General features: G+C 72.0%; 17 protein-coding genes. 11 read left to right on the top strand and 6 right to left on the bottom strand.

Going from position 1 to position 17,865, the window contains the following annotated elements:
- Positions 1-26 precede the first annotated feature (26 nt).
- Together K8U61_RS18430 and K8U61_RS18435 are read right to left on the bottom strand one after the other, a co-directional pair.
- Complete coding sequence (locus tag K8U61_RS18430) at positions 27-971, bottom strand: hypothetical protein (protein WP_224124518.1); 945 nt, start codon at positions 969-971, stop codon at positions 27-29.
- Entirely contained in the window at positions 968-1,507 is a 540-nt protein-coding gene (locus K8U61_RS18435; RefSeq protein ID WP_224124519.1) for a YbaK/EbsC family protein, read from the bottom strand. Before K8U61_RS18435 ends, K8U61_RS18430 begins: the two co-directional genes overlap by 4 nt.
- 77 nt (positions 1,508-1,584) lie before the next feature.
- Here K8U61_RS18435 and K8U61_RS18440 point away from each other — a divergent pair, with 77 nt between their 5' ends.
- On the top strand, positions 1,585-2,592 hold the full coding sequence (locus K8U61_RS18440) for a glycerophosphodiester phosphodiesterase (RefSeq protein ID WP_224124520.1): 1,008 nt from the start codon (positions 1,585-1,587) through the stop codon (positions 2,590-2,592).
- Here the strand turns inward: K8U61_RS18440 and K8U61_RS18445 are convergent.
- The 3 genes from K8U61_RS18445 to K8U61_RS18455 are packed head-to-tail and all read right to left on the bottom strand — an operon-like array spanning position 2,556 to position 4,326.
- The gene (locus K8U61_RS18445) at positions 2,556-2,753 is read right to left on the bottom strand and encodes a PspC domain-containing protein (RefSeq protein WP_224124521.1); all 198 of its coding nucleotides are present in this window, start codon (positions 2,751-2,753) and stop codon (positions 2,556-2,558) included. The two genes, K8U61_RS18440 and K8U61_RS18445, sit on opposite strands and share 37 nt — an antisense overlap.
- Positions 2,750-3,076, bottom strand: coding sequence for a hypothetical protein (locus K8U61_RS18450; protein WP_224124522.1), 327 nt, complete (start codon positions 3,074-3,076; stop codon positions 2,750-2,752). Before K8U61_RS18450 ends, K8U61_RS18445 begins: the two co-directional genes overlap by 4 nt.
- Positions 3,076-4,326 carry a PspC domain-containing protein gene (locus K8U61_RS18455; RefSeq protein ID WP_224124523.1) on the bottom strand — a complete coding sequence of 417 codons (1,251 nt, stop codon included), beginning with the start codon at positions 4,324-4,326 and terminating at the stop codon, positions 3,076-3,078. Before K8U61_RS18455 ends, K8U61_RS18450 begins: the two co-directional genes overlap by 1 nt.
- 157 nt (positions 4,327-4,483) lie before the next feature.
- Between K8U61_RS18455 and K8U61_RS18460 the strand changes: the two genes are divergently transcribed.
- The 3 genes from K8U61_RS18460 (at position 4,484) to K8U61_RS18475 (ending at position 8,436) form a co-directional block, all read left to right on the top strand.
- Positions 4,484-5,767, top strand: coding sequence for a PspC domain-containing protein (locus tag K8U61_RS18460; RefSeq protein WP_224124524.1), 1,284 nt, complete (start codon positions 4,484-4,486; stop codon positions 5,765-5,767).
- Positions 5,760-6,431, top strand: a complete 672-nt coding sequence (locus K8U61_RS18465) for a response regulator (protein WP_224124525.1) — start codon at positions 5,760-5,762, stop codon at positions 6,429-6,431. Before K8U61_RS18460 ends, K8U61_RS18465 begins: the two co-directional genes overlap by 8 nt.
- Before the next feature lie 1,597 nt (positions 6,432-8,028).
- Positions 8,029-8,436 (top strand): hypothetical protein, encoded by a 408-nt coding sequence (locus K8U61_RS18475; RefSeq protein WP_224124594.1) that lies wholly within the window; start codon positions 8,029-8,031, stop codon positions 8,434-8,436.
- Positions 8,437-8,445: 9 nt separating this feature from the next.
- Here the strand turns inward: K8U61_RS18475 and K8U61_RS18480 are convergent, their stop codons facing one another.
- Positions 8,446-9,924, bottom strand: coding sequence for a SulP family inorganic anion transporter (locus K8U61_RS18480; RefSeq protein ID WP_224124526.1), 1,479 nt, complete (start codon positions 9,922-9,924; stop codon positions 8,446-8,448).
- Positions 9,925-9,965: 41 nt separating this feature from the next.
- Between K8U61_RS18480 and K8U61_RS18485 the strand changes: the two genes are divergently transcribed.
- From K8U61_RS18485 to K8U61_RS18515, 7 genes are all read left to right on the top strand, one after another.
- Positions 9,966-10,382: a MerR family transcriptional regulator gene (locus K8U61_RS18485; protein ID WP_224124527.1), complete on the top strand. Its 417-nt coding sequence runs from the start codon at positions 9,966-9,968 to the stop codon at positions 10,380-10,382.
- Between the two features lie 10 nt (positions 10,383-10,392).
- Positions 10,393-10,749, top strand: coding sequence for a hypothetical protein (locus K8U61_RS18490; RefSeq protein WP_224124528.1), 357 nt, complete (start codon positions 10,393-10,395; stop codon positions 10,747-10,749).
- 100 nt (positions 10,750-10,849) lie between these two features.
- Positions 10,850-13,126 carry a chemotaxis protein CheW gene (locus K8U61_RS18495; protein WP_224124529.1) on the top strand — a complete coding sequence of 759 codons (2,277 nt, stop codon included), beginning with the start codon at positions 10,850-10,852 and terminating at the stop codon, positions 13,124-13,126.
- On the top strand, positions 13,123-13,542 hold the full coding sequence (locus K8U61_RS18500) for a chemotaxis protein CheW (RefSeq protein ID WP_224124530.1): 420 nt from the start codon (positions 13,123-13,125) through the stop codon (positions 13,540-13,542). Before K8U61_RS18495 ends, K8U61_RS18500 begins: the two co-directional genes overlap by 4 nt.
- A gap of 56 nt (positions 13,543-13,598) precedes the next feature.
- Positions 13,599-15,188 carry a methyl-accepting chemotaxis protein gene (locus K8U61_RS18505; protein ID WP_224124531.1) on the top strand — a complete coding sequence of 530 codons (1,590 nt, stop codon included), beginning with the start codon at positions 13,599-13,601 and terminating at the stop codon, positions 15,186-15,188.
- A 42-nt stretch (positions 15,189-15,230) separates the two neighbouring features.
- Positions 15,231-16,928, top strand: a complete 1,698-nt coding sequence (locus K8U61_RS18510; RefSeq protein WP_224124532.1) for a methyl-accepting chemotaxis protein — start codon at positions 15,231-15,233, stop codon at positions 16,926-16,928.
- A gap of 34 nt (positions 16,929-16,962) precedes the next feature.
- Positions 16,963-17,865 carry a hypothetical protein gene (locus K8U61_RS18515; RefSeq protein WP_224124533.1) on the top strand — a complete coding sequence of 301 codons (903 nt, stop codon included), beginning with the start codon at positions 16,963-16,965 and terminating at the stop codon, positions 17,863-17,865.

Raw genomic sequence — 17,865 nt, forward strand, 5'->3', positions numbered from 1 at the left:
GTGACCGTGGTCACGGGATCGCCCGCTCAGCCGCCGCCGGAGACGGTGCCGAGGTTGCCGCAGGAGTCCTTGGCGAAGTCGATGGCGTGGGCCGCGCCGGGGATGCTCATCCGCAGCGTGATCTGACCGGGCTTCCCGTCGATGTGCAGACCGATCTTGAACGCCGTCGCGCCGCCCGACTCCAGGAAGGCGTGGTCGTCGCAGCGGTTGGGCTTGACCGGGAGGTCGATCCGGGTCGGACCGTCGGTGCCGTGGATGGTCGCGTCCGGTCGCCACACGTCGCTGCCGACGGGGGTGAGGATCGGCGTACCGGAGATCGAGTCGAGGGTGAGCGTGCCACTCCCGCCGGACGGACGGACCACGAGGGTCAGGGTGCCGGGGTCGCCGGCCTTGCCGGAGAAGCCCACGTGGTCCGACCACGACAGGGCGGCGACCCCGGCGACCGCCAGCTCCGTGCAGCGGGCGCGGGTGTAGCGGCCCGCGACGTCGGTCTCGTCGGCGACTCGCACCGTGCGCGTGTGCAGGTCGCCGTCCTCGGTACGGTAGCGGACCTCGACGGTGCCGCGACCGTCCGGGTGGTCGCAGGCCGGGCGCGCGGGCAGCTGGATCTGGAAGCCGCGCTCGGACTGCGAGGGCACCGGCCGCAGCCGGGTGCCGGGCAGGGGGGTGCGGTAGCGGGGGTCGCGGTAGGTCAGCTTCGTCGGCCGGATCTGGCCGGCGGTGTCGTTGTCGATCCAGACCTCCATCCGCCCCGCCGCGGCGTCGCGCGAGGACTGGCGCATGTCCGCGATGAGCTTGCCGGTCGGCGGCGGGGGCGGCGGGAGCGCGATCGGGGTGAGGGTCCGGATCGAGCTGGTCGGCGACGGCTCCGGTGCGGTCCTGGTGCCCTCGTCGCTGCTGCTGGAGCAGGCCGCGAGCGATCCCGCGAGGAGCACCACCGCGACGACTGCTCGCCTCCGCGGGCGGGTCATTGCGCCAGTCCCTCGATGACCTCGGCGCCGGGGAGCTCGCCGGCCAGGGCGCCGGGGAGCAGCAGCTTGGAGCGGCGTACGCCGGAGCCGATCACGGTCAGGTCGACCTCGAGGACCCGCGAGTCGACCAGCAGGCGCCACCCCGCGGGCAGGCCGACCGGGGTGATGCCGCCGTACTCCATGCCGGACTCCTCGACCGCCCGCTCCATGGGCAGGAAGGAGGCCTTGCGCACGTCGAGCTCGCGGCGCACCACCTTGTTGACGTCGGCGCGGGTGTCGGCCCGGACCAGGCAGGCCGCGACCCGCTCGTCGCCGCCGCGGGCGCCCCCGACGACCACGCAGTTGGCGCCGGTCTCGGCGGGGAGCCCGTAGGCCTCGTTGAGCGCGGTGGTGTCGGCGATCGCCGGGTCGATCTCGAAGACCCGCAGCCGGTCCGCGTGCGGCCAGGCCTCGAGCGCGGCCAGCACCGGCGGGGCGAGCAGGTCGGGTCGCTCGAGCGCGGGCTGGGACGCGATCGCGTCCAGTGCGGAGGTCATGGGCTCATCTTGGCCCCTTCACCGCCCGTTCACGTCGACCCTGCCGATCGGACACCCCGCCCGACTCTCCTGGACCCATGACCGAGCGGCCGATCGTCATCGCCCACCGGGGCGCCTCCGGCTACCGCCCCGAGCACACGCTCGCGTCGTACCGCCTCGCGATCGCGCTCGGCGCCGACTTCGTCGAGCCCGACCTGGTCCCCACGCGCGACGGCGTCCTGGTCGCCCGCCACGAGGCCGAGATCGGCCGCACCACCAACGTGGCGCGACGCGGCGACTTCGCCGACCGGATGACGACCAAGGAGATCGACGGCCGCGAGGTGACCGGCTGGTTCGTCGAGGACTTCACGCTCGCCGAGCTGCGCACCCTGCGGGCGATCGAGCGGCTCCCCGAGCTGCGGCCCCGCAACACCCGGTACGACGGTCGCTACACGGTGCCGACGTTCGAGGAGATCCTCGAGCTGGTCGACGCCGAGTCGGCGCGGCTCGGCCGGCGGATCGGGGTCTACCCCGAGCTCAAGCACCCGTCGTACTTCGCCGGCCTCGGCCTCGCCCTGGAGCAGCCCGCCCTCGACGCGCTCACCCGGCACGGGTACGCCGGGCGGGACGCAGCCGCCTTCCTCCAGTGCTTCGAGCCCGACACGCTCCGGTGGCTCCGGTCACGCACCGAGCTGCCGCTGGTGCAGCTGGTCGCGGCCACCGGGCCCCGTGGTGAGCGGAGCGACCTGGTGACCACGACCGGCCTGCGCCGCGTGGCGGAGTGGGCCGATGCCGTCGGGGTCGAGAAGGACCTCGTCCTCCCGCGGCACCCGGGCAGCGGCACCATCGGCGACGCCACGACGCTCGTGCCCGAGGCGCACGCCGCCGGCCTCCAGGTGCACGTGTGGACCATGCGCGACGAGAACGCCTTCCTGCCGACCGGCTACCGCCGCGGCGAGAACCCGGCCGACATCGGCGACTCCATCGAGGAGACCCAGGCCTTCCTCGACGCCGGGGTGGACGGCTTCTTCACCGACCAGCCCGACACGACGCTCGAGGCCCGCCGGCTTCACAGCTCCGGCATGAGGATCCAGGCGGCGACGTAGGCGAGCACGACGGCGCCGAGGCTGAAGACGGCGCCCACGACGGCCGCGACCCGGACCAGGGTCGGGTCGATGCCGAGGTAGTCGGCGATCCCCGAGCACACGCCCGCGATCATCCGGTCGTCGAAGGGGCGGGTCAGGCGCTTGCGGGTCAGGTCGCTCATCGGAGCTCCTCGGTGTCGTCGATGGTGGTGGTGTCGTTGGTGGTGGCGTCGGTGTCGGCGGTCGTGTCGGGCTCGGCCGGGGGCACCCAGCCGACCTGGCGGTTCGACCAGCGCCGGCTGCCGGAGATCGCGATCGCGGTCAGCCCGGCGACGCCGGCGAGCACCCACGGCACCGGCAGCAGCCAGCGGATGTCCGAGCCGGTGACGGCGTCCGTCTGGATCAGCGCCCAGCCGCCGACGATGCCGAGGAACGCGATGCCCATGACCAGGTGACCGACGTTGACGGGGTGGCGTCCGGTGGTGGTGTTGGTGGTGGTGCTCATCAGTTGGTCACCTCGATCGAGCCGACGTGGAGGTTGAGGTAGATCGTGACGTGGGGATCGCCCGAGTTGCCGACGGTCATCCGGTCGTCGACGCCCCAGTCGCTGTCGTCGCTGCCGAAGAGCTTGATCTCGCCGGGACCGTCGACGGTGGCGTCGAGCGTGGCGCGGAGGCCGTGGGGCAGGGTGAGGTCGATCGAGCCGACATCGCCGTCGATCGTGATGGTCCGGCCGTCGAGCGCGTCGAGGTCGGCGACCCGGGTCAGGTCGACGCGCTGCTCGCCGACGTCGAGCTGGTAGACCGACTGCACCTCCGCCGCCGTCCGCGGCGTGGCCGTGTAGGAGTCGGTGTCGATCTCCTGGGCGGCGGTGGCGCCGGCGAGCCCGACGCTGGCGAGCAGGCCGATCGCGATGATGCCGCCGGCGCGGCCGTAGAACGCGCCGACCAGGAGCATCACGCCGCAGATCGCCACGGCCAGGGCCGGGTAGGCCGGGTCGGCGACCGAGCCGCCCGCGAGGTCGACGATCCCGAGGATCCCTTCGGCCAGCGCGATCAGCGCGACCGTGAACCAGAAGAGGACCGGGCCGCGCTTGCGGGGGTTCTCCGGCTTCGGCGCGACGTACCGCGGGGGCGGGACGTAGGTCGGCGGCGGGACGTAGGCCGGCGGTCCGGTGTAGGCCGTGGCCCGCGGCGAAGGCGCGTACGGCGCGGCCGGGTACGTCGGCGGCGCGGGCTGCGGTCCGTAGGGAGCCGCCGCCGGCGGCGGGGGAGTGCTGCCCTGCGACGACCTCGACGAGGAACCGTTGCGGGTGAGGAGCCAGAGCGCGATCAGCGCGACGACCGCCAGCGGCCACGGGAACCAGAAGGCGCCCCAGCTGTCGCCGAGGAGCGCCAGCGTGGCCACCGCTCCGGCGATGAGGAGGGCGAACGTCCGGGAGCGGTCGTCGAGGTTGAGGGCCGCGCGGCCCGAGTTCTCCTCGGGCACGAGCAGCCAGCAGGCGGCGTACAGGATGATGCCGGCGCCACCGAAGAAGACCAGCACCACGAACGCGATCCGCAGCACGAGCGGGTCGACGTCGAGGTGCCGGGCCAGCCCTCCCGCGACGCCGGCGACCTTGCGGTCGCCGATCGAGCGGCGGAGCCGGCCGAGGTCGCGCACCTGGTCCCGGCCGACGCGCGGGCCGCCGGTGTGCGGCGCCTCCGCGTTCGGGTCCTGGGGCGGCGGTGGTGCTTCGGGTGGTGTCGTGGTCATGGCTCAAGCCTGCGTCCCCGAGGCGCTCCCGACCATCGGGGACGCCCCTGATCCTGGGCCCTGGGACGGGTCCGGGCCGGGGCCGAGGTGGTCAGGGTCGGGCCGGGGTTCGCCCTCATGGTCCGGGGGTGTCCCCTGTGTGACGATTGACCCCGAGATGAGCAGCACAGACGGCACCGCGATCGTTCGCCGGGCGAGCCGGGACACGCAGGAGCCGATCCTCGGCGGTGTCGCCTCCGGACTGGCCCGGCACCTCGGCGTGCCGGTGCTCTGGGTGCGGGCCGGCTTCGTCGTCGCCGCCTTCCTGAGCGGGCTCGGCGTGGTCCTGTACGCCGCCTACTGGCTGCTGCTGCCCTCGGACCGCCACTTCGAGACCGCCCCGCCGGGCATCGAGAGCGCCACCCGCGGCGGCCGCCGTCCGGGCCGGATCCGCCGGCTCGGGGACGTCGGACCGGCGATCGCGCTGGCCGCCCTCGGCGTCGGCGGCATCCTGCTGCTCGACGCGCTGCTCGGCACCGGCGCGGTCTTCTGGCCGCTGCTCCTCGCGGTCATCGGCGTCGCGCTGCTCTGGCGGCAGGCCGACGAGGCGCAGCGGGAGCGGTGGCTCAACAGCTCGGGCCGGATCGACCCGGTCCGGGTGGTCTTCGGCGACGGCGGATGGGCGTCGTACGCCCGGGTCGGCGCGGGCGTGGGGCTGATCGTCCTCGCCGTCGCGATCTACGCCGGCCGCCACGGCTCGCTGTCGATCGCCCGCGACGCGTTCGCGGGGGCGCTGCTGGTCTTCGTCGGCATCGCGATCATCGTCGGACCGTGGGTCTACCGGTTGGCCGCGGACCTCAGCGAGGAGCGCGCCGAGCGGGTGCGCACCCAGGAGCGCGCCGACGTGGCCGCGCACCTGCACGACTCGGTGCTCCAGACGCTCGCGCTGATCCAGCGCAACGCCGAGGACCCGGCCACGGTCGCCCGGCTCGCCCGCGCCCAGGAGCGCGACCTGCGGTCCTGGCTCTACGCCGGCGAGTCCACGGGCGAGAGCACCGTCGCGAGCGCCCTGCGCGGCGCGGCCGCGCGGGTCGAGGACGAGTACGCCGTCTCGGTCGACGTGGTCACCGTCGGCGACTGCGACCTCGACGAGGCGCTCCGGCCGATCGTGCACGCGACGGGGGAGGCCGCGACCAACGCCGCCAAGCACGCCGGCACCGGCAAGGTCGACGTCTACGCCGAGGTCACCGACGGCGCCGTCGACGTCTTCGTGCGCGACCGCGGCCGCGGCTTCGACCTCGACACGGTCGCCGACGACCGCTACGGCGTCCGCCACAGCATCCTGGACCGGATGACCCGCCACGGCGGGACCGCCGAGGTCCGCTCGACCCCGGGCGAGGGCACCGAGGTGCGACTGCACCTGCCCCGCTCGGCCCGACAGGAGGAGAACACCCATGGCTGAGGCCCGAGGACCCGTCCGCGTCGTCATCGTCGACGACCACGCGATGTTCCGGCGCGGTGTCCGCGCCGAGCTCGAGGGCGCCGGCCAGGGGCTCGTCGAGGTGCTCGCCGAGGCCGCGGACGTCGACGAGGCGATCGCCGCGATCACCGCGCACCACCCCGACGTCGTGCTGCTCGACGTCCACCTGCCCGGCGGCGGTGGCGTCGAGGTGATGCGGCGTACGACGGCCTCCGGTGCGTCGCCCGACACCCGCTACCTCGCGCTCTCGGTCTCCGACGCCGCCGAGGACGTGATCGGCACGATCCGCGGCGGTGCCCGGGGCTACGTCACCAAGACGATCACCGGCCCCGAGCTCGTGCAGGCGATCGGCCGGGTCTCCGAGGGCGACGCCGTCTTCTCGCCCCGGCTCGCGGGCTTCGTCCTCGACGCCTTCTCCGGAGCGATCGACGTGGCCGCCGTCGACGAGGACCTCGACCGGCTCACCGAGCGCGAGCGCGAGGTGATGCGCCTGATCGCCCGCGGCTACGCCTACAAGGAGGTCGCGAAGGAGCTCTTCATCTCCATCAAGACCGTCGAGACCCACATGTCGAGCGTCCTGCGCAAGCTCCAGCTCTCCTCCCGCCACGAGCTCACCCGCTGGGCCTCCGACCGCCGCCTGCTCTGAGCGTTCGTTGGTTGAGCCCTTCCGTTGGTTGAGGTGCGAGTGCGCGCTAGCGCGCGAGCCTCGAAACCCCGGAAGCTGAGCTTCGGCCTGCGGGAGGCGCGGACTACTCGCGGACAGGCAGCAAAGCGAGTACGGCGCGCTTCGACTCACCGCCGCTCCCCGGGTTTCCGGTGGTCTCGACACGGTGGTTGAGGTGCGAGGAGCGCCAGCGACGAGCCTCGAAACCAGCACCCGGGACGACTTCGAAACTGGTCGAAAGGAGTCGTCGAAAGTTGTCCACATCCCGCTCAAAACAACGGATCTGAGCATCTCGCTGTCGGTGGCCAGTGCTTGAGTTGAGGCATGGCAACACCGTCCATCCCGAGTCACCGCGTGAACGCCGCGGTCGCGCAGATGCGCGACACGGCGACGTCCGTCGCGGACGCTCCGGTCTGGTCGATGACCGACACCGAAGCAGCCGACGCGCTCGTCGAGCTGACCCGCCTCGAGGCCCAGGTGTGCGAGCTCAAGGCCCGCGTCGCCCGGCACGCCGACGACCAGCAGGTCGGCCAGGACCGCGGAGCATCCTCGACCGCGGTCTGGCTTGCCAACCAGACCCAGATGACCCGTTCGGCCGCACACACCATGGTGAAGCTCGGTAAGGACCTGCACACAAACGCGCTCACCCGTCTGGCGCTCGCGACCGCGGTGATCAGCGCCGACCAGGCCCGGGTCATGCTCCGGTGGGTCGACACCATCCCCGACGAGCACCGCGACACCGCGGAGCGGCACCTGCTCGACCTCGCCGCCGAGCACGACGCGAAGGCGCTCAACCGGCTCGGGCGGCGGCTCTGGGAGGTCATCGACCCTGAGGGCGCGGATGCCCGCGAGGCCGAGATCCTCGAACGTCAGGAGCAGGCCGCGGCCCGGGCGACGTACCTGCGGATCTGGGACGACGGGCACGGCAAGACCCAGTACCAAGGCGTCATGCCGACCCTTGAAGGCGCCGCGTTCACAAAGATCGTGCTGGCCACGATGGCGAGCAAGCACCAGAACGCGGTCAAGGGCTCCGGTGCAGGTCCCGAGCAGATGGGCCGGGCGTTCAGCGAGCTGGTCATGCGGTTCCCCGAGAACAAGCTCCCCAAGACCGGCGGCCTCACCGCCACCCTGCTCGTGACGATCTCCGAGGAGTCGTTGATGGGCCGCCTGGAGCAGGCCGGCACCATCCTCGACACCGGCGACCGCCTCAGCCCCACCCTCGCGCGGCAGCTGGCCTGCGAGGCCGGGATCCTCCCCGGTCGTCCTCAACGGCAAGTCCGAGATCCTCGACCTGGGCCGCGAGCAACGCCTCCACTCCAAGGCGCAGCGGATCGCGATCGCCCTCCGGCAGCACGGGCGGTGCGCCACCGAAGGCTGCGACCGCGCCACCGGCCTGCACGCCCACCACCTCACCGAGTGGTCCAACGGTGGCTGTACCGACCTGGCCAGCTCCCTCGGGCTGTGCCACTGGCACCACAGGAAGGCCCACGACCAGGCGTACGAGATGCGCCGACATCCAGTCGGCACGGTGTCTTTCCATCGGCGGACGTGAGTTCCGGAGATCTGGTTGGCTACCGGCGTGCTGCTCGCAGAGGGTGCAGTTCCGGGGGAGCTCCGCCACCCCCGGTTCGTCGCGGTCCCGCTCAACGAGGAGACCGCAGCCCTGGACTTCGCCGCCTATTCAGCGAGCCCCGACGTGATCCGCGTGCACAGCGACGGGCGCTGGCCCGTCGATCTCGACGAGGCGGCCGACCTCGACCAGGTCCGCGACCACTGGGCGGATCACCAGGCGCGCCGCGCCTTCACGTTCACGCTGCTCACTCCCGCACGCGACGCCGGGCTGGGGTGCCTCTACCTGAATCCGCTTCGCGACTACCTCGGACGAGCCAGCGCGACCGGGGAGACCGTCGACGAGCTCCCAACGGCGTCGGCCATGGTCACCTTCTGGCCGCGGCAGTACCGCTGGTACGGCCTCGGAGTCGGCTGATCGATCGCGTCAGTGCGACGTGAGCTGTCCGCTGAGCCGCTCGTGCCGCTCGGCGCTGCTGGGGTTGAGCCCGACGATCGTGACCTGCTTGCCCTTGCGCTGGTACTTCGTGGTGATCGCGTCGAGGGAGGCGACGGTCGAGGCGTCCCAGACGTGGGAGGCCGAGAGGTCGATGACGACCCGGTCGGGGTCATCGGCGTACTGGAACTGGGTGTACAGGTCGTTGCTCGAGGCGAAGAACAGCTCGCCGGTGACGCGGTAGACGACCACCTGTCCGTCGTCGAGGAGCTCGCGGCGGGTCTCGGTCAGGTGCGCGACGCGGCGTGCGAAGAGCGTCATCGCGACCAGGACGCCGACGACGACGCCGATCGCGAGGTTGTGGGTGGCGACGGTGACGGCGACGGTCGCCATCATCACGGCCGTCTCCGAGCGCGGCATCCGGCGGAGGGTGGACGGCCGGATCGAGTGCCAGTCGAAGGTGCCGACGGAGACCATCACCATCACCGCGACCAGGGCCGCCATCGGGATCCGGGAGACGGCATCGCCGAAGCCCACGACGAGGACCAGGAGCAGGGAGCCGGCGAGGAAGGTCGAGATCCGGGTCCGGGCGCCGGAGGCCTTCACGTTGATCATCGTCTGGCCGATCATCGCGCAGCCACCCATGCCGCCGAAGAAGCCGGTGATCACGTTGGCGGCGCCCTGTCCGAGCGCCTCCCGGGTCTTGTCCGAGTGGGTGTCGGTGATGTCGTCGACCAGCTTCGCGGTGAGGAGCGACTCGAGGATGCCGACGAGCGCCATCGCCAGCGCGTACGGCGCGATGGTCTGCAGGGTGTCGAGGTTCCACGGCACGTCCGGGACGAACCACGACGGCAGGCTGTCGGGCAGCCGGCCCTCGTCGCCGACGTCCGGGACGTCGACGGCGGCGAGGAGGGTGAACGCCGTGAGCGCCACGATCGCCACCAGGGGAGCGGGGACCACGGAGTTGACCCGCGGGAAGCCGACGATGACGGCGATGCCGACCGCGACCATCGGGTAGACCGCCCAGGGGACGTCGACGAGGTGGTCGATCTGCGCCTCGAAGATGAGGATGGCGAGCGCGTTGACGAAGCCGACCATCACCGAGCGGGGGATGAAGCGCATCAGCCGGGCGACGCCGGCGAGCGCCAGCGCCACCTGGATCAGCCCGCCGAGCAGCACCGTCGCGATGAGGTAGTCGTACCCGTGGTCGCGCATCACCGGGGCGATGACCAGGGCCACCGCCCCGGTCGCCGCCGAGATCATCGCGGGCCGACCGCCGAGGAAGGAGATCGCGACCGCCATCGTGAACGACGCGAACAGGCCGACCCGGGGGTCGACCCCGGCGATGATCGAGAAGGAGATGGCCTCGGGGATCAGGGCCAGCGCGACGACGAGACCGGCGAGGACCTCGGTCCGCAGGAGCCGGGGTGAGCGGAGGGCGGCGCGCACGGTGATGGGATCGGAGGTCACGTGGCTCAACTCTACCCTTACGTAAGGGTAGAGTTGGCATCGTGGGTGAGACGGACGGCGGGACCATGCACATCGGCGAGGTCGCCGCGCGCACCGAGCTCTCGCTGCGGTCGCTGCGGCACTGGGACGAGGTCGGTCTCCTCCGCCCGTCCGGCCGCACGGACGGCGGGTTCCGGCTCTACACCGAGGAGGACGTCGAGAAGATCCTCGCCATCCGCCGGATGAAGCCGCTCGGGTTCAGCCTCGAGCAGATGGCCGAGGCGATGCGGGACATCGAGGTGCTGGCGGACGAGGCCGCAGGTGCCGCAGCGGTCGGGGCCGCGTCGACGCGACTGAGGGCGACCCTGGCGGACGCGGCCGAGCGCCGGAGCCGCCTCGAGACCCAGCTGGCGATGGCCGACGAGTTCATCGCGCAGCTGACCGGACGCCTGGGCTCGGCGCCGACGGACCCCTCCTAGACTTCGACGCATGGAGTTCCTGCGCCACGTCCTGCTCGTCCTCCACCTGCTCGGCTTCGCGGCCCTGTTCGGTGGGCTGCTGGTCCAGGTGCGGAACCCGGAGAAGGTCGTCAACGGCCTCATGCGCGACGGCGCCGGTACGGCGTTCCTGGCCGGCCTGCTCCTGGTCGGGGTGATCGAGTCCGGGGACGGCTCGGTCGACCACGCGAAGATCGCGGTGAAGGGCCTGATCGGCCTGGTGGTGCTCGCGCTGGTGATGGCCAACCTGCGCAAGGAGCGCATCTCGACCGGCCTGTGGGCCCTGCTCCTGGCGCTCACGGTGGCCAACGTGTGCGTCGCGGTCTTCTGGGCATCCGCCCACACCTGACCAGACAACTCCGCAAGACCGGGGCGATAGTCGCTCAGGTCGTCCCGGGGATCGCCGATATGCCTCGTCGAACACGCAGACCGACGAGAGGGCAACCCCCGTGGATGAGATCGACGAGATCGTCCAGGAGTTCCTGGTGGAGAGCCACGAGAACCTGGATCAGCTCGACCGCGACCTGGTCGCTCTGGAGCGCGAGCCCGACTCGCGAGAGCTGCTGGCCAGCATCTTCCGCACGATCCACACGATCAAGGGCACGAGTGGCTTCCTGGCGTTCAGTCGCCTGGAGTCCGTGACCCACGTCGGCGAGAACCTCCTCGCGCGGCTGCGGGACGGCAAGTTCCAGATGAACCCGCAGACCACCGACGTCCTGCTCGCGATGGTGGACACCGTCCGCGACCTGCTCGCGACCATCGAGCAGAAGGGCGCCGAGGGCGACGTCGACGTGAGCCTCGTCGTCGGCCGGATCACCGACATCCTTGAGGGCAGGCCGGTCGAGGAGACCGCGGTCGAGCCCGTCGTCGAGCCGGTGGCCGAGGTCGTCGCCGAGGCGGTCGCGGAGATCGTCGCGCCGGCTGTCCCCGTGGCCGAGACCCCCGCGCCGGTCGTGCCCGTCGCCGCCCCCGCTGCACCGGCCGCGCCCGCCGCTCGGGTCGCCGAGGCCGCTGCCGAGCACGAGGAGCAGGGCGTCCGTCGTACCGTCGCCGACTCGTCGGTCCGGGTGGACGTCGACCTGCTCGACACCCTCATGCGCCTCGTCGGTGAGCTGGTGCTCACCCGCAACCAGATCGTCCGCCAGGCGGGCGACCAGGACGACGTCGAGCTGCTGCGCTCCTCCCAGCGCCTCAACCTGATCGCGTCCGAGCTGCAGGAGGGGGTCATGAAGACCCGCATGCAGCCGATCGACAACATCTGGTCCAAGCTGCCCCGCGTCGTCCGCGACCTCGGTGCCACCTGCGGCAAGCGCGTCTCGCTCGCGATGCACGGCAAGGAGACCGAGCTCGACCGGACCCTGCTCGAGGCCGTCAAGGACCCGCTGACGCACCTGGTCCGCAACGCCGTCGACCACGGCCTCGAGTCGCCCGAGGACCGGGTGGCGGCGGGCAAGCCGGCCGAGGGCGTCCTCACCCTGCGCGCCTACCACGAGGGCGGCCAGGTCGTCGTCGAGGTCAGTGACGACGGTGCCGGCATCGACCCGCAGAAGATCGCCGCGAAGGCGCTCGAGCGCGGGCTCCGGACCCAGGCCCAGCTCGCCGAGCTGTCGCCGACCGACCTGCTCCAGCTGATCTTCGTGCCGGGCTTCTCCACCGCCGCCGCCGTCACCAACGTGTCGGGCCGGGGCGTGGGCATGGACGTCGTGCGCACCAACATCGAGAGCATCGGCGGCACCATCGACGTCGAGTCCGTGCACGGCCGCGGCACCACCTGCCGGCTGCGCATCCCGCTCACGCTCGCGATCGTCCCCGCCCTCACCGTCGAGTGCGCCGGCGACCGCTACGCGATTCCGCAGGTCAGCCTGCTGGAGCTCGTCGCCCTCGACGCCGACCGCGCCGAGAACGCCGTCGAGGACGTGAACGGCGCGTCCGTCTACCGCCTGCGCGGTGCCCTGCTCCCGCTGGTGCGCCTGACCGACGTCCTCGGCGTCGAGTCCGACCGCTCCGACGGCCACGTGCTGATCGCCGTCCTCCAGGCCGAGGGCAAGCGCTTCGGCCTGGTGATCGACCGCGTGCTCAGCACCGAGGAGATCGTCGTCAAGCCGCTGGCCTCCCAGCTCAAGGCGCTGGGCACCTACTCCGGCGCGACCATCCTCGGCGACGGCCGCGTCGCCCTGATCCTGGACGTCCAGGCCCTCGCCCGCCGGGTGCTCAACACCGACTCCCTCGAGGCGAGCATGGACGACATCGAGTCGCAGCACGCCGCCACCGAGCACCTGCGGATGCTCGTCGCCGGCATCGGCAGCGGCCGTCGGGTCGCGCTGCCGCTCTCGTCGGTCACCCGCCTGGAGAACCTCCCCGGCTCGGTGGTCGAGCGGATCGGCAACCGCGAGGTCGTGCAGTACCGCGGCGCGATCCTCCCGGTCGTCCGCCTCAACCACTTCCTCGGCGCGATCAGCGACCGGCACGACGACGACCTGGTCGTGGTCGTCTACACCGTCGGTGACCGCAGCGCCGCGATCGTGGTGGACGAGATCGTCGACATCGTCGACGAGAACACCTACGTCAACGAGGAGGTCTCCGACCACGGCGTGCTCGGCTCGACCCTCCTCCGCGACCGGATCGTCGAGGTCCTCGACGTCCGGGCCGCGATCCTCTCGGCCGACCCGACCTTCTACGCCGCGGCGGAGTTCGCCGTCGGTGCTGAGCTCCAGGAGACGATGTGAGCACCCGCCTGGTCACCTTCACCCTCGAGGGGCGCCTGTACGGCGTCGACGTCACCGCCGTGCAGGAGGTGCTGCGGGGTCAGCCCCGCACCCGCATCCCGCTCGCGCCGGAGAGCGTCTCGGGCCTGATCAACCTGCGCGGCCAGGTGCTCAGCGCGATCGAGCTGCGGGCCCAGCTGGGCCTGGCCGACCGCGACGTCGAGCAGGAGCCGATGCTGGTGGTCGTCCGGGTCGCCGACGAGCCGACCGCGCTGCTGGTCGACTCGATCGGGGCCGTCGTCGACGTCGACGAGGAGCAGTTCGAGCTCCCGCCGGACACGTTGACCGGCCCGTCCCGCGAGCTGGTCCGCGGCGCCTACAAGCTCGACGAGGGCCTGCTGCTCGCCCTCGACGTCGAGCGCGCCGCCGCGGCCTGACCCGCTGACCCCCTGACTCGAACCTCCCCGCCGGGAGGCCGATCCGAAGGCTGATGATGAAGAAGCCCCATCTGAACCTGTCCGTCTCCCGCCGGCTCCAGCTCATCTCGGCGATCAGCGCGCTCACGATGATCGTCCTGGGCGCGGTCGCGATCAACGGCATCACGACGCTGAAGAGCTCGTCCGACCAGCAGAACCAGCTCGGCACCGCCGCGGGGATGATCCAGTCGGTCGGGGTCGCCGCGCAGCAGCTGTCCTCGGACGCCTACCTGTCCGTCAGCCTGCCCGACGCGTCGGTCGCGGCGACGAAGTTCGAGAAGGACGCCGCCGTGCTGGAGAGCACGATGAAGGGTCTGGAGAGCATCGACTTCACCAGCACGAAGATGAACGTCTCCCAGGAGGACTCGCAGCAGTTCCAGGCCGCCTTCACGACCTACGTCAAGTCGCTCTCGACCTTCATCCAGGGCGCGGTCGCCAACCAGGACAGCGCTCGTGCCAACGTCAGCGGCATCCAGCAGCTCTCCGAGCAGCTCAACGAGACCGTCGCCTCGGCGTACCAGAGCGTCCTCGCCGCCACCAACGCCTACTCCGTCGACCAGGAGAGCACCAAGAACCGCGTGCTCTGGACGACGATCGTCGCCGGCCTGCTGGGCCTGGTGCTGATGGTCACCCTGTCGACCCTCATCGGTCGCTCGATCGTCCGCCCGCTGCGCCGCAGCGTCGCGGTGCTCAGCGGCTTCGCGGAGGGCGACCTGTCGCAGCGCGCCGAGGAGGTCTCCACCGCTGAGCTCGGAGACCTCGAGCGTGCGCTCAACCAGTCGATCGAGTCGGTCTCCGACATCGTCACCTCGGTCCAGGAGTCCGCTGACGCCGTGGCCGCCGCCTCGGAGGAGCTCTCGGCGTCCTCGCAGCAGATCGCGGCGGGTGCCGAGGAGACCTCGGTCCAGGCCGGTGTCGTGTCCGGCGCCGCCGACGAGGTCTCCCGCAACGTGCACACCGTGGCGGCCGGCGCCGAGCAGATGGGCGCGTCGATCCGCGAGATCGCGAGCTCTGCCAACGACGCCGCCCGCGTCGCCTCGCAGGCCGTGGGCATCGTCGAGACCACGAACGAGTCGGTGGCCAAGCTGGGCGCCTCCAGCCAGGAGATCGGCAACGTGGTCAAGGTGATCACCTCGATCGCCGAGCAGACCAACCTGCTCGCGCTGAACGCGACCATCGAGGCCGCTCGGGCCGGCGAGGCCGGCAAGGGCTTCGCGGTCGTGGCCAACGAGGTCAAAGAGCTGGCCCAGGAGACCGCCCGCGCGACCGAGGACATCGCCCGCCGGGTCGAGGCCATCCAGAACGACACCACCGGAGCGGTCGACGCGATCGGCGAGATCGCGACGATCATCACGACGATCAACGACTACCAGCTGACCATCGCCTCGGCGGTGGAGGAGCAGACCGCGACCACCAACGAGATGTCGCGCAACGTCGCCGAGGCCTCGACGGGCTCGGGCGAGATCGCGCAGAACATCTCGGGCGTCGCGACCGCGGCGGACGGCACCACCCAGGCCGTCAACCAGACCCTCACCGCCATCGGTGAGCTGGCTCGGATGGCGGCCTCGCTCCGCACCGAGATCTCGCGGTTCCACTCCGACCGCTGACCGCGGTCACCTGCTCCTCCCTCGCTCTCGGAAAGGCATCCTGTGTCTGAGTCTGCTCCTGCCCACGACTCCACCCCGACCACCGGCACCACCGGCACCACCGATGACGCGTTCGTCGGCACCAAGGCCTCCGGCCACGTCCTGATCCGCTGGTTCCGCGACACCAACGTGCGCCCGAAGATCCTGGCGTCCGTCGTGGTCACCGCGGCCGTCGCGGTCGCGGTCGGGGTGCTCGGCATCCATGCCATGAGCACCTCGGTCGACCGCGCCGAGGGTCTGTACGACCAGAACGTCCAGGGTGTCTCCTACGTCGCGAACATGGAGCGGTCGGTCGCGGACATGCGCCTGGACGCGCGCAACGCGATCCTGGCGCTGCAGGAGAACGACAAGAAGCAGGCGGGCGAGCAGTTCGACGCCGACCGGGCCGCCTTCGACAAGGCCGCGGCCGCGTACGCCGCGCTGGGGTCGCGACAGGCGCAGGCGACCCAGGACCTCACGGCAGCGGTCGACTCCTACGCGGACCTGCAGCACGACATCCTGATGCCGCTCGCGCTGAAGGGCGAGACCGCCTGGTGGTGGGTGAAGAACACCACCACCGGCACCCCGATCATCGACCAGCTGACCGACCAGCTCGACTCGCTCACGGCGGTCGAGGGGGCCTCCGCCAAGCAGGCCGTCGCCGACGTGCGCGGCGCGCACCGGACCAACCTGTTGACCGCGATCATCCTGCTGGCCGTCGGCATCAGCCTGGCCCTGCTGCTCGGCTGGCTCGTCGCCGCGGCCACCGCCCGCCGGGTCGCCCGGGTCCGGGAGGTCGCCGAGGCGCTGGCCGAGGGTGACCTCACGGTACGCGCGGACCTCGACTCCGCCGACGACGTCGGCGTCATGGGCGCTGCCCTCGACGCCGCGACGACGCGGCTGAACGACCTGATCCTCTCCGTCGCCGCGTCCGCGGACTCGGTGGCCGCCGCCTCGGTGCAGCTGTCGGCCTCGTCGCAGCAGATCGCCGCCGGCGCCGAGGAGACCTCGGCCCAGGCCGGCGTCGTGTCCGGCGCCGCCGACGAGGTGTCCCGCAACGTCTCGACCGTCGCCGCCGGCGCGGAGGAGATGGGTGCCTCGATCCGCGAGATCGCGAGCTCCGCCAACGACGCCGCCCGGGTCGCCTCCCAGGCGGTCGGGATCGTCGAGACCACCAACGAGCAGGTCGCCAAGCTGGGCGCGTCGAGCCAGGAGATCGGCAACGTGGTCAAGACGATCACCTCGATCGCCGGGCAGACCAACCTGCTCGCCCTCAACGCGACCATCGAGGCCGCTCGGGCCGGCGAGGCCGGCAAGGGCTTCGCGGTCGTGGCCAACGAGGTCAAGGAGCTCGCGGGGGAGACCGCGCGAGCCACCGAGGACATCGCCCGCCGGGTCGAGGCCATCCAGAGCGACACCAGCGGCGCGGTCGAGGCCATCGCGCAGATCGCCACGATCATCACGACGATCAACGACTACCAGCTGACCATCGCCTCGGCCGTGGAGGAGCAGACCGCCACGACCAACGAGATGTCGCGCAACGTCGCTGAGGCCTCGACCGGCTCGGGCGAGATCGCCCAGAACATCGACGGCGTGTCGGCCGCGGCGCGGTCGACGACCCAGGCGCTCGGCCAGTCGCGGTCCGCGATCGAGGAGCTGGCCCGGATGTCGTCGGAGCTGCGCGATTCGGTGGGGTTCTTCAAGGCTTCTGCAAGGGACTGAGCCGTTCGCCGGCCACGGGGCTACGATCACGCTCGTGGCGTACTCCGTGGTCGGCGGTCCAGCTCTCGGGTTCGACCTCGCGCGTCTCCCCGGGGGACGCCAGGTCGCCGGCGTGGTGCGGGTCGCCCTCGCGGCCGGTCCCGAGGAGCTCGAGCAGCTCGCCGAGTGCCATCCCGGCCCCGGGCTGCGCGAGGAGTGGCGGCGCGCGTGCGCCCCGCTCACCGAGACCCCTGCGATGACCACCGCGCTGCCCCTCGCGGGCGCCGCCCTCGAGGAGGCCGCCGCCGGCGAGACGGCCCTGCTGCGCCGCCTCGAGACCAGCCTCCTCGGTGACGTGCACCTGCTCGACCGGCTGCTGCGGCGCGACGTCCTCGACTGGACCTGGCTGCACGGCGACACGCTGGCCGTCCAGGACCCGATCGCCTCCCTCGCCGCCGACGTCCTCGCCGACGCGGCCGCGAGCGCCTACCTGCGGGACCGGCTCCCCGGCGACCTGCGCCGGGCGATGGCCGCGCCGTACCTCCGCGCCGGGCTGCCGCTCCGCGACCTCGACGGTGCGACCGTCGGCATCCCCGAGGTCGACCAGCGGCTCCAGGTCTTCGCGAGCGCCGACCACGACGTGCGCGAGCAGTGGCGGCGTGCCGTCGACGAGCTGCGCATCCACACCGCCGCGTGGGCGCCCGCGATGCACCAGGCCACCTGGGCGCTGTCGATGTCGGAGCGTCTCCGGCTGGCCTGCGACGCGCAGCTCGCCGCCGTTATCGCCTTCGACCGGGGCGGCTTCACCGCCCGGGACGCGGCGTACGGCGTCTGGAACGCCTGGGCCGGCGTCGTCCAGGCGAGCACGGTCGGCGACCTGCTCGGCAGCGGCGACGCGGACGTGCTGCTGCGCCCCTGGAACGCCGTCCACGGGGCGCCGGACCAGACCGGCTGCTGA

The organism is Nocardioides mangrovi, from assembly GCF_020073815.1.
GTDB classification, from domain to species: domain Bacteria; phylum Actinomycetota; class Actinomycetes; order Propionibacteriales; family Nocardioidaceae; genus Nocardioides; species Nocardioides mangrovi.

Coding starts and splice junctions, on each gene's coding strand:
- K8U61_RS18440 (WP_224124520.1), top strand. CDS start 1,585: ATGACCGAGCGGCCGATCGTCATCGCCCACCGGGGCGCCTCCGGCTAC.
- K8U61_RS18460 (WP_224124524.1), top strand. CDS start 4,484: ATGAGCAGCACAGACGGCACCGCGATCGTTCGCCGGGCGAGCCGGGAC.
- K8U61_RS18445 (WP_224124521.1), bottom strand. CDS start 2,753: ATGAGCGACCTGACCCGCAAGCGCCTGACCCGCCCCTTCGACGACCGG.
- K8U61_RS18450 (WP_224124522.1), bottom strand. CDS start 3,076: ATGAGCACCACCACCAACACCACCACCGGACGCCACCCCGTCAACGTC.
- K8U61_RS18465 (WP_224124525.1), top strand. CDS start 5,760: ATGGCTGAGGCCCGAGGACCCGTCCGCGTCGTCATCGTCGACGACCAC.
- K8U61_RS18430 (WP_224124518.1), bottom strand. CDS start 971: ATGACCCGCCCGCGGAGGCGAGCAGTCGTCGCGGTGGTGCTCCTCGCG.
- K8U61_RS18490 (WP_224124528.1), top strand. CDS start 10,393: ATGGAGTTCCTGCGCCACGTCCTGCTCGTCCTCCACCTGCTCGGCTTC.
- K8U61_RS18435 (WP_224124519.1), bottom strand. CDS start 1,507: ATGACCTCCGCACTGGACGCGATCGCGTCCCAGCCCGCGCTCGAGCGA.
- K8U61_RS18505 (WP_224124531.1), top strand. CDS start 13,599: ATGAAGAAGCCCCATCTGAACCTGTCCGTCTCCCGCCGGCTCCAGCTC.
- K8U61_RS18455 (WP_224124523.1), bottom strand. CDS start 4,326: ATGACCACGACACCACCCGAAGCACCACCGCCGCCCCAGGACCCGAAC.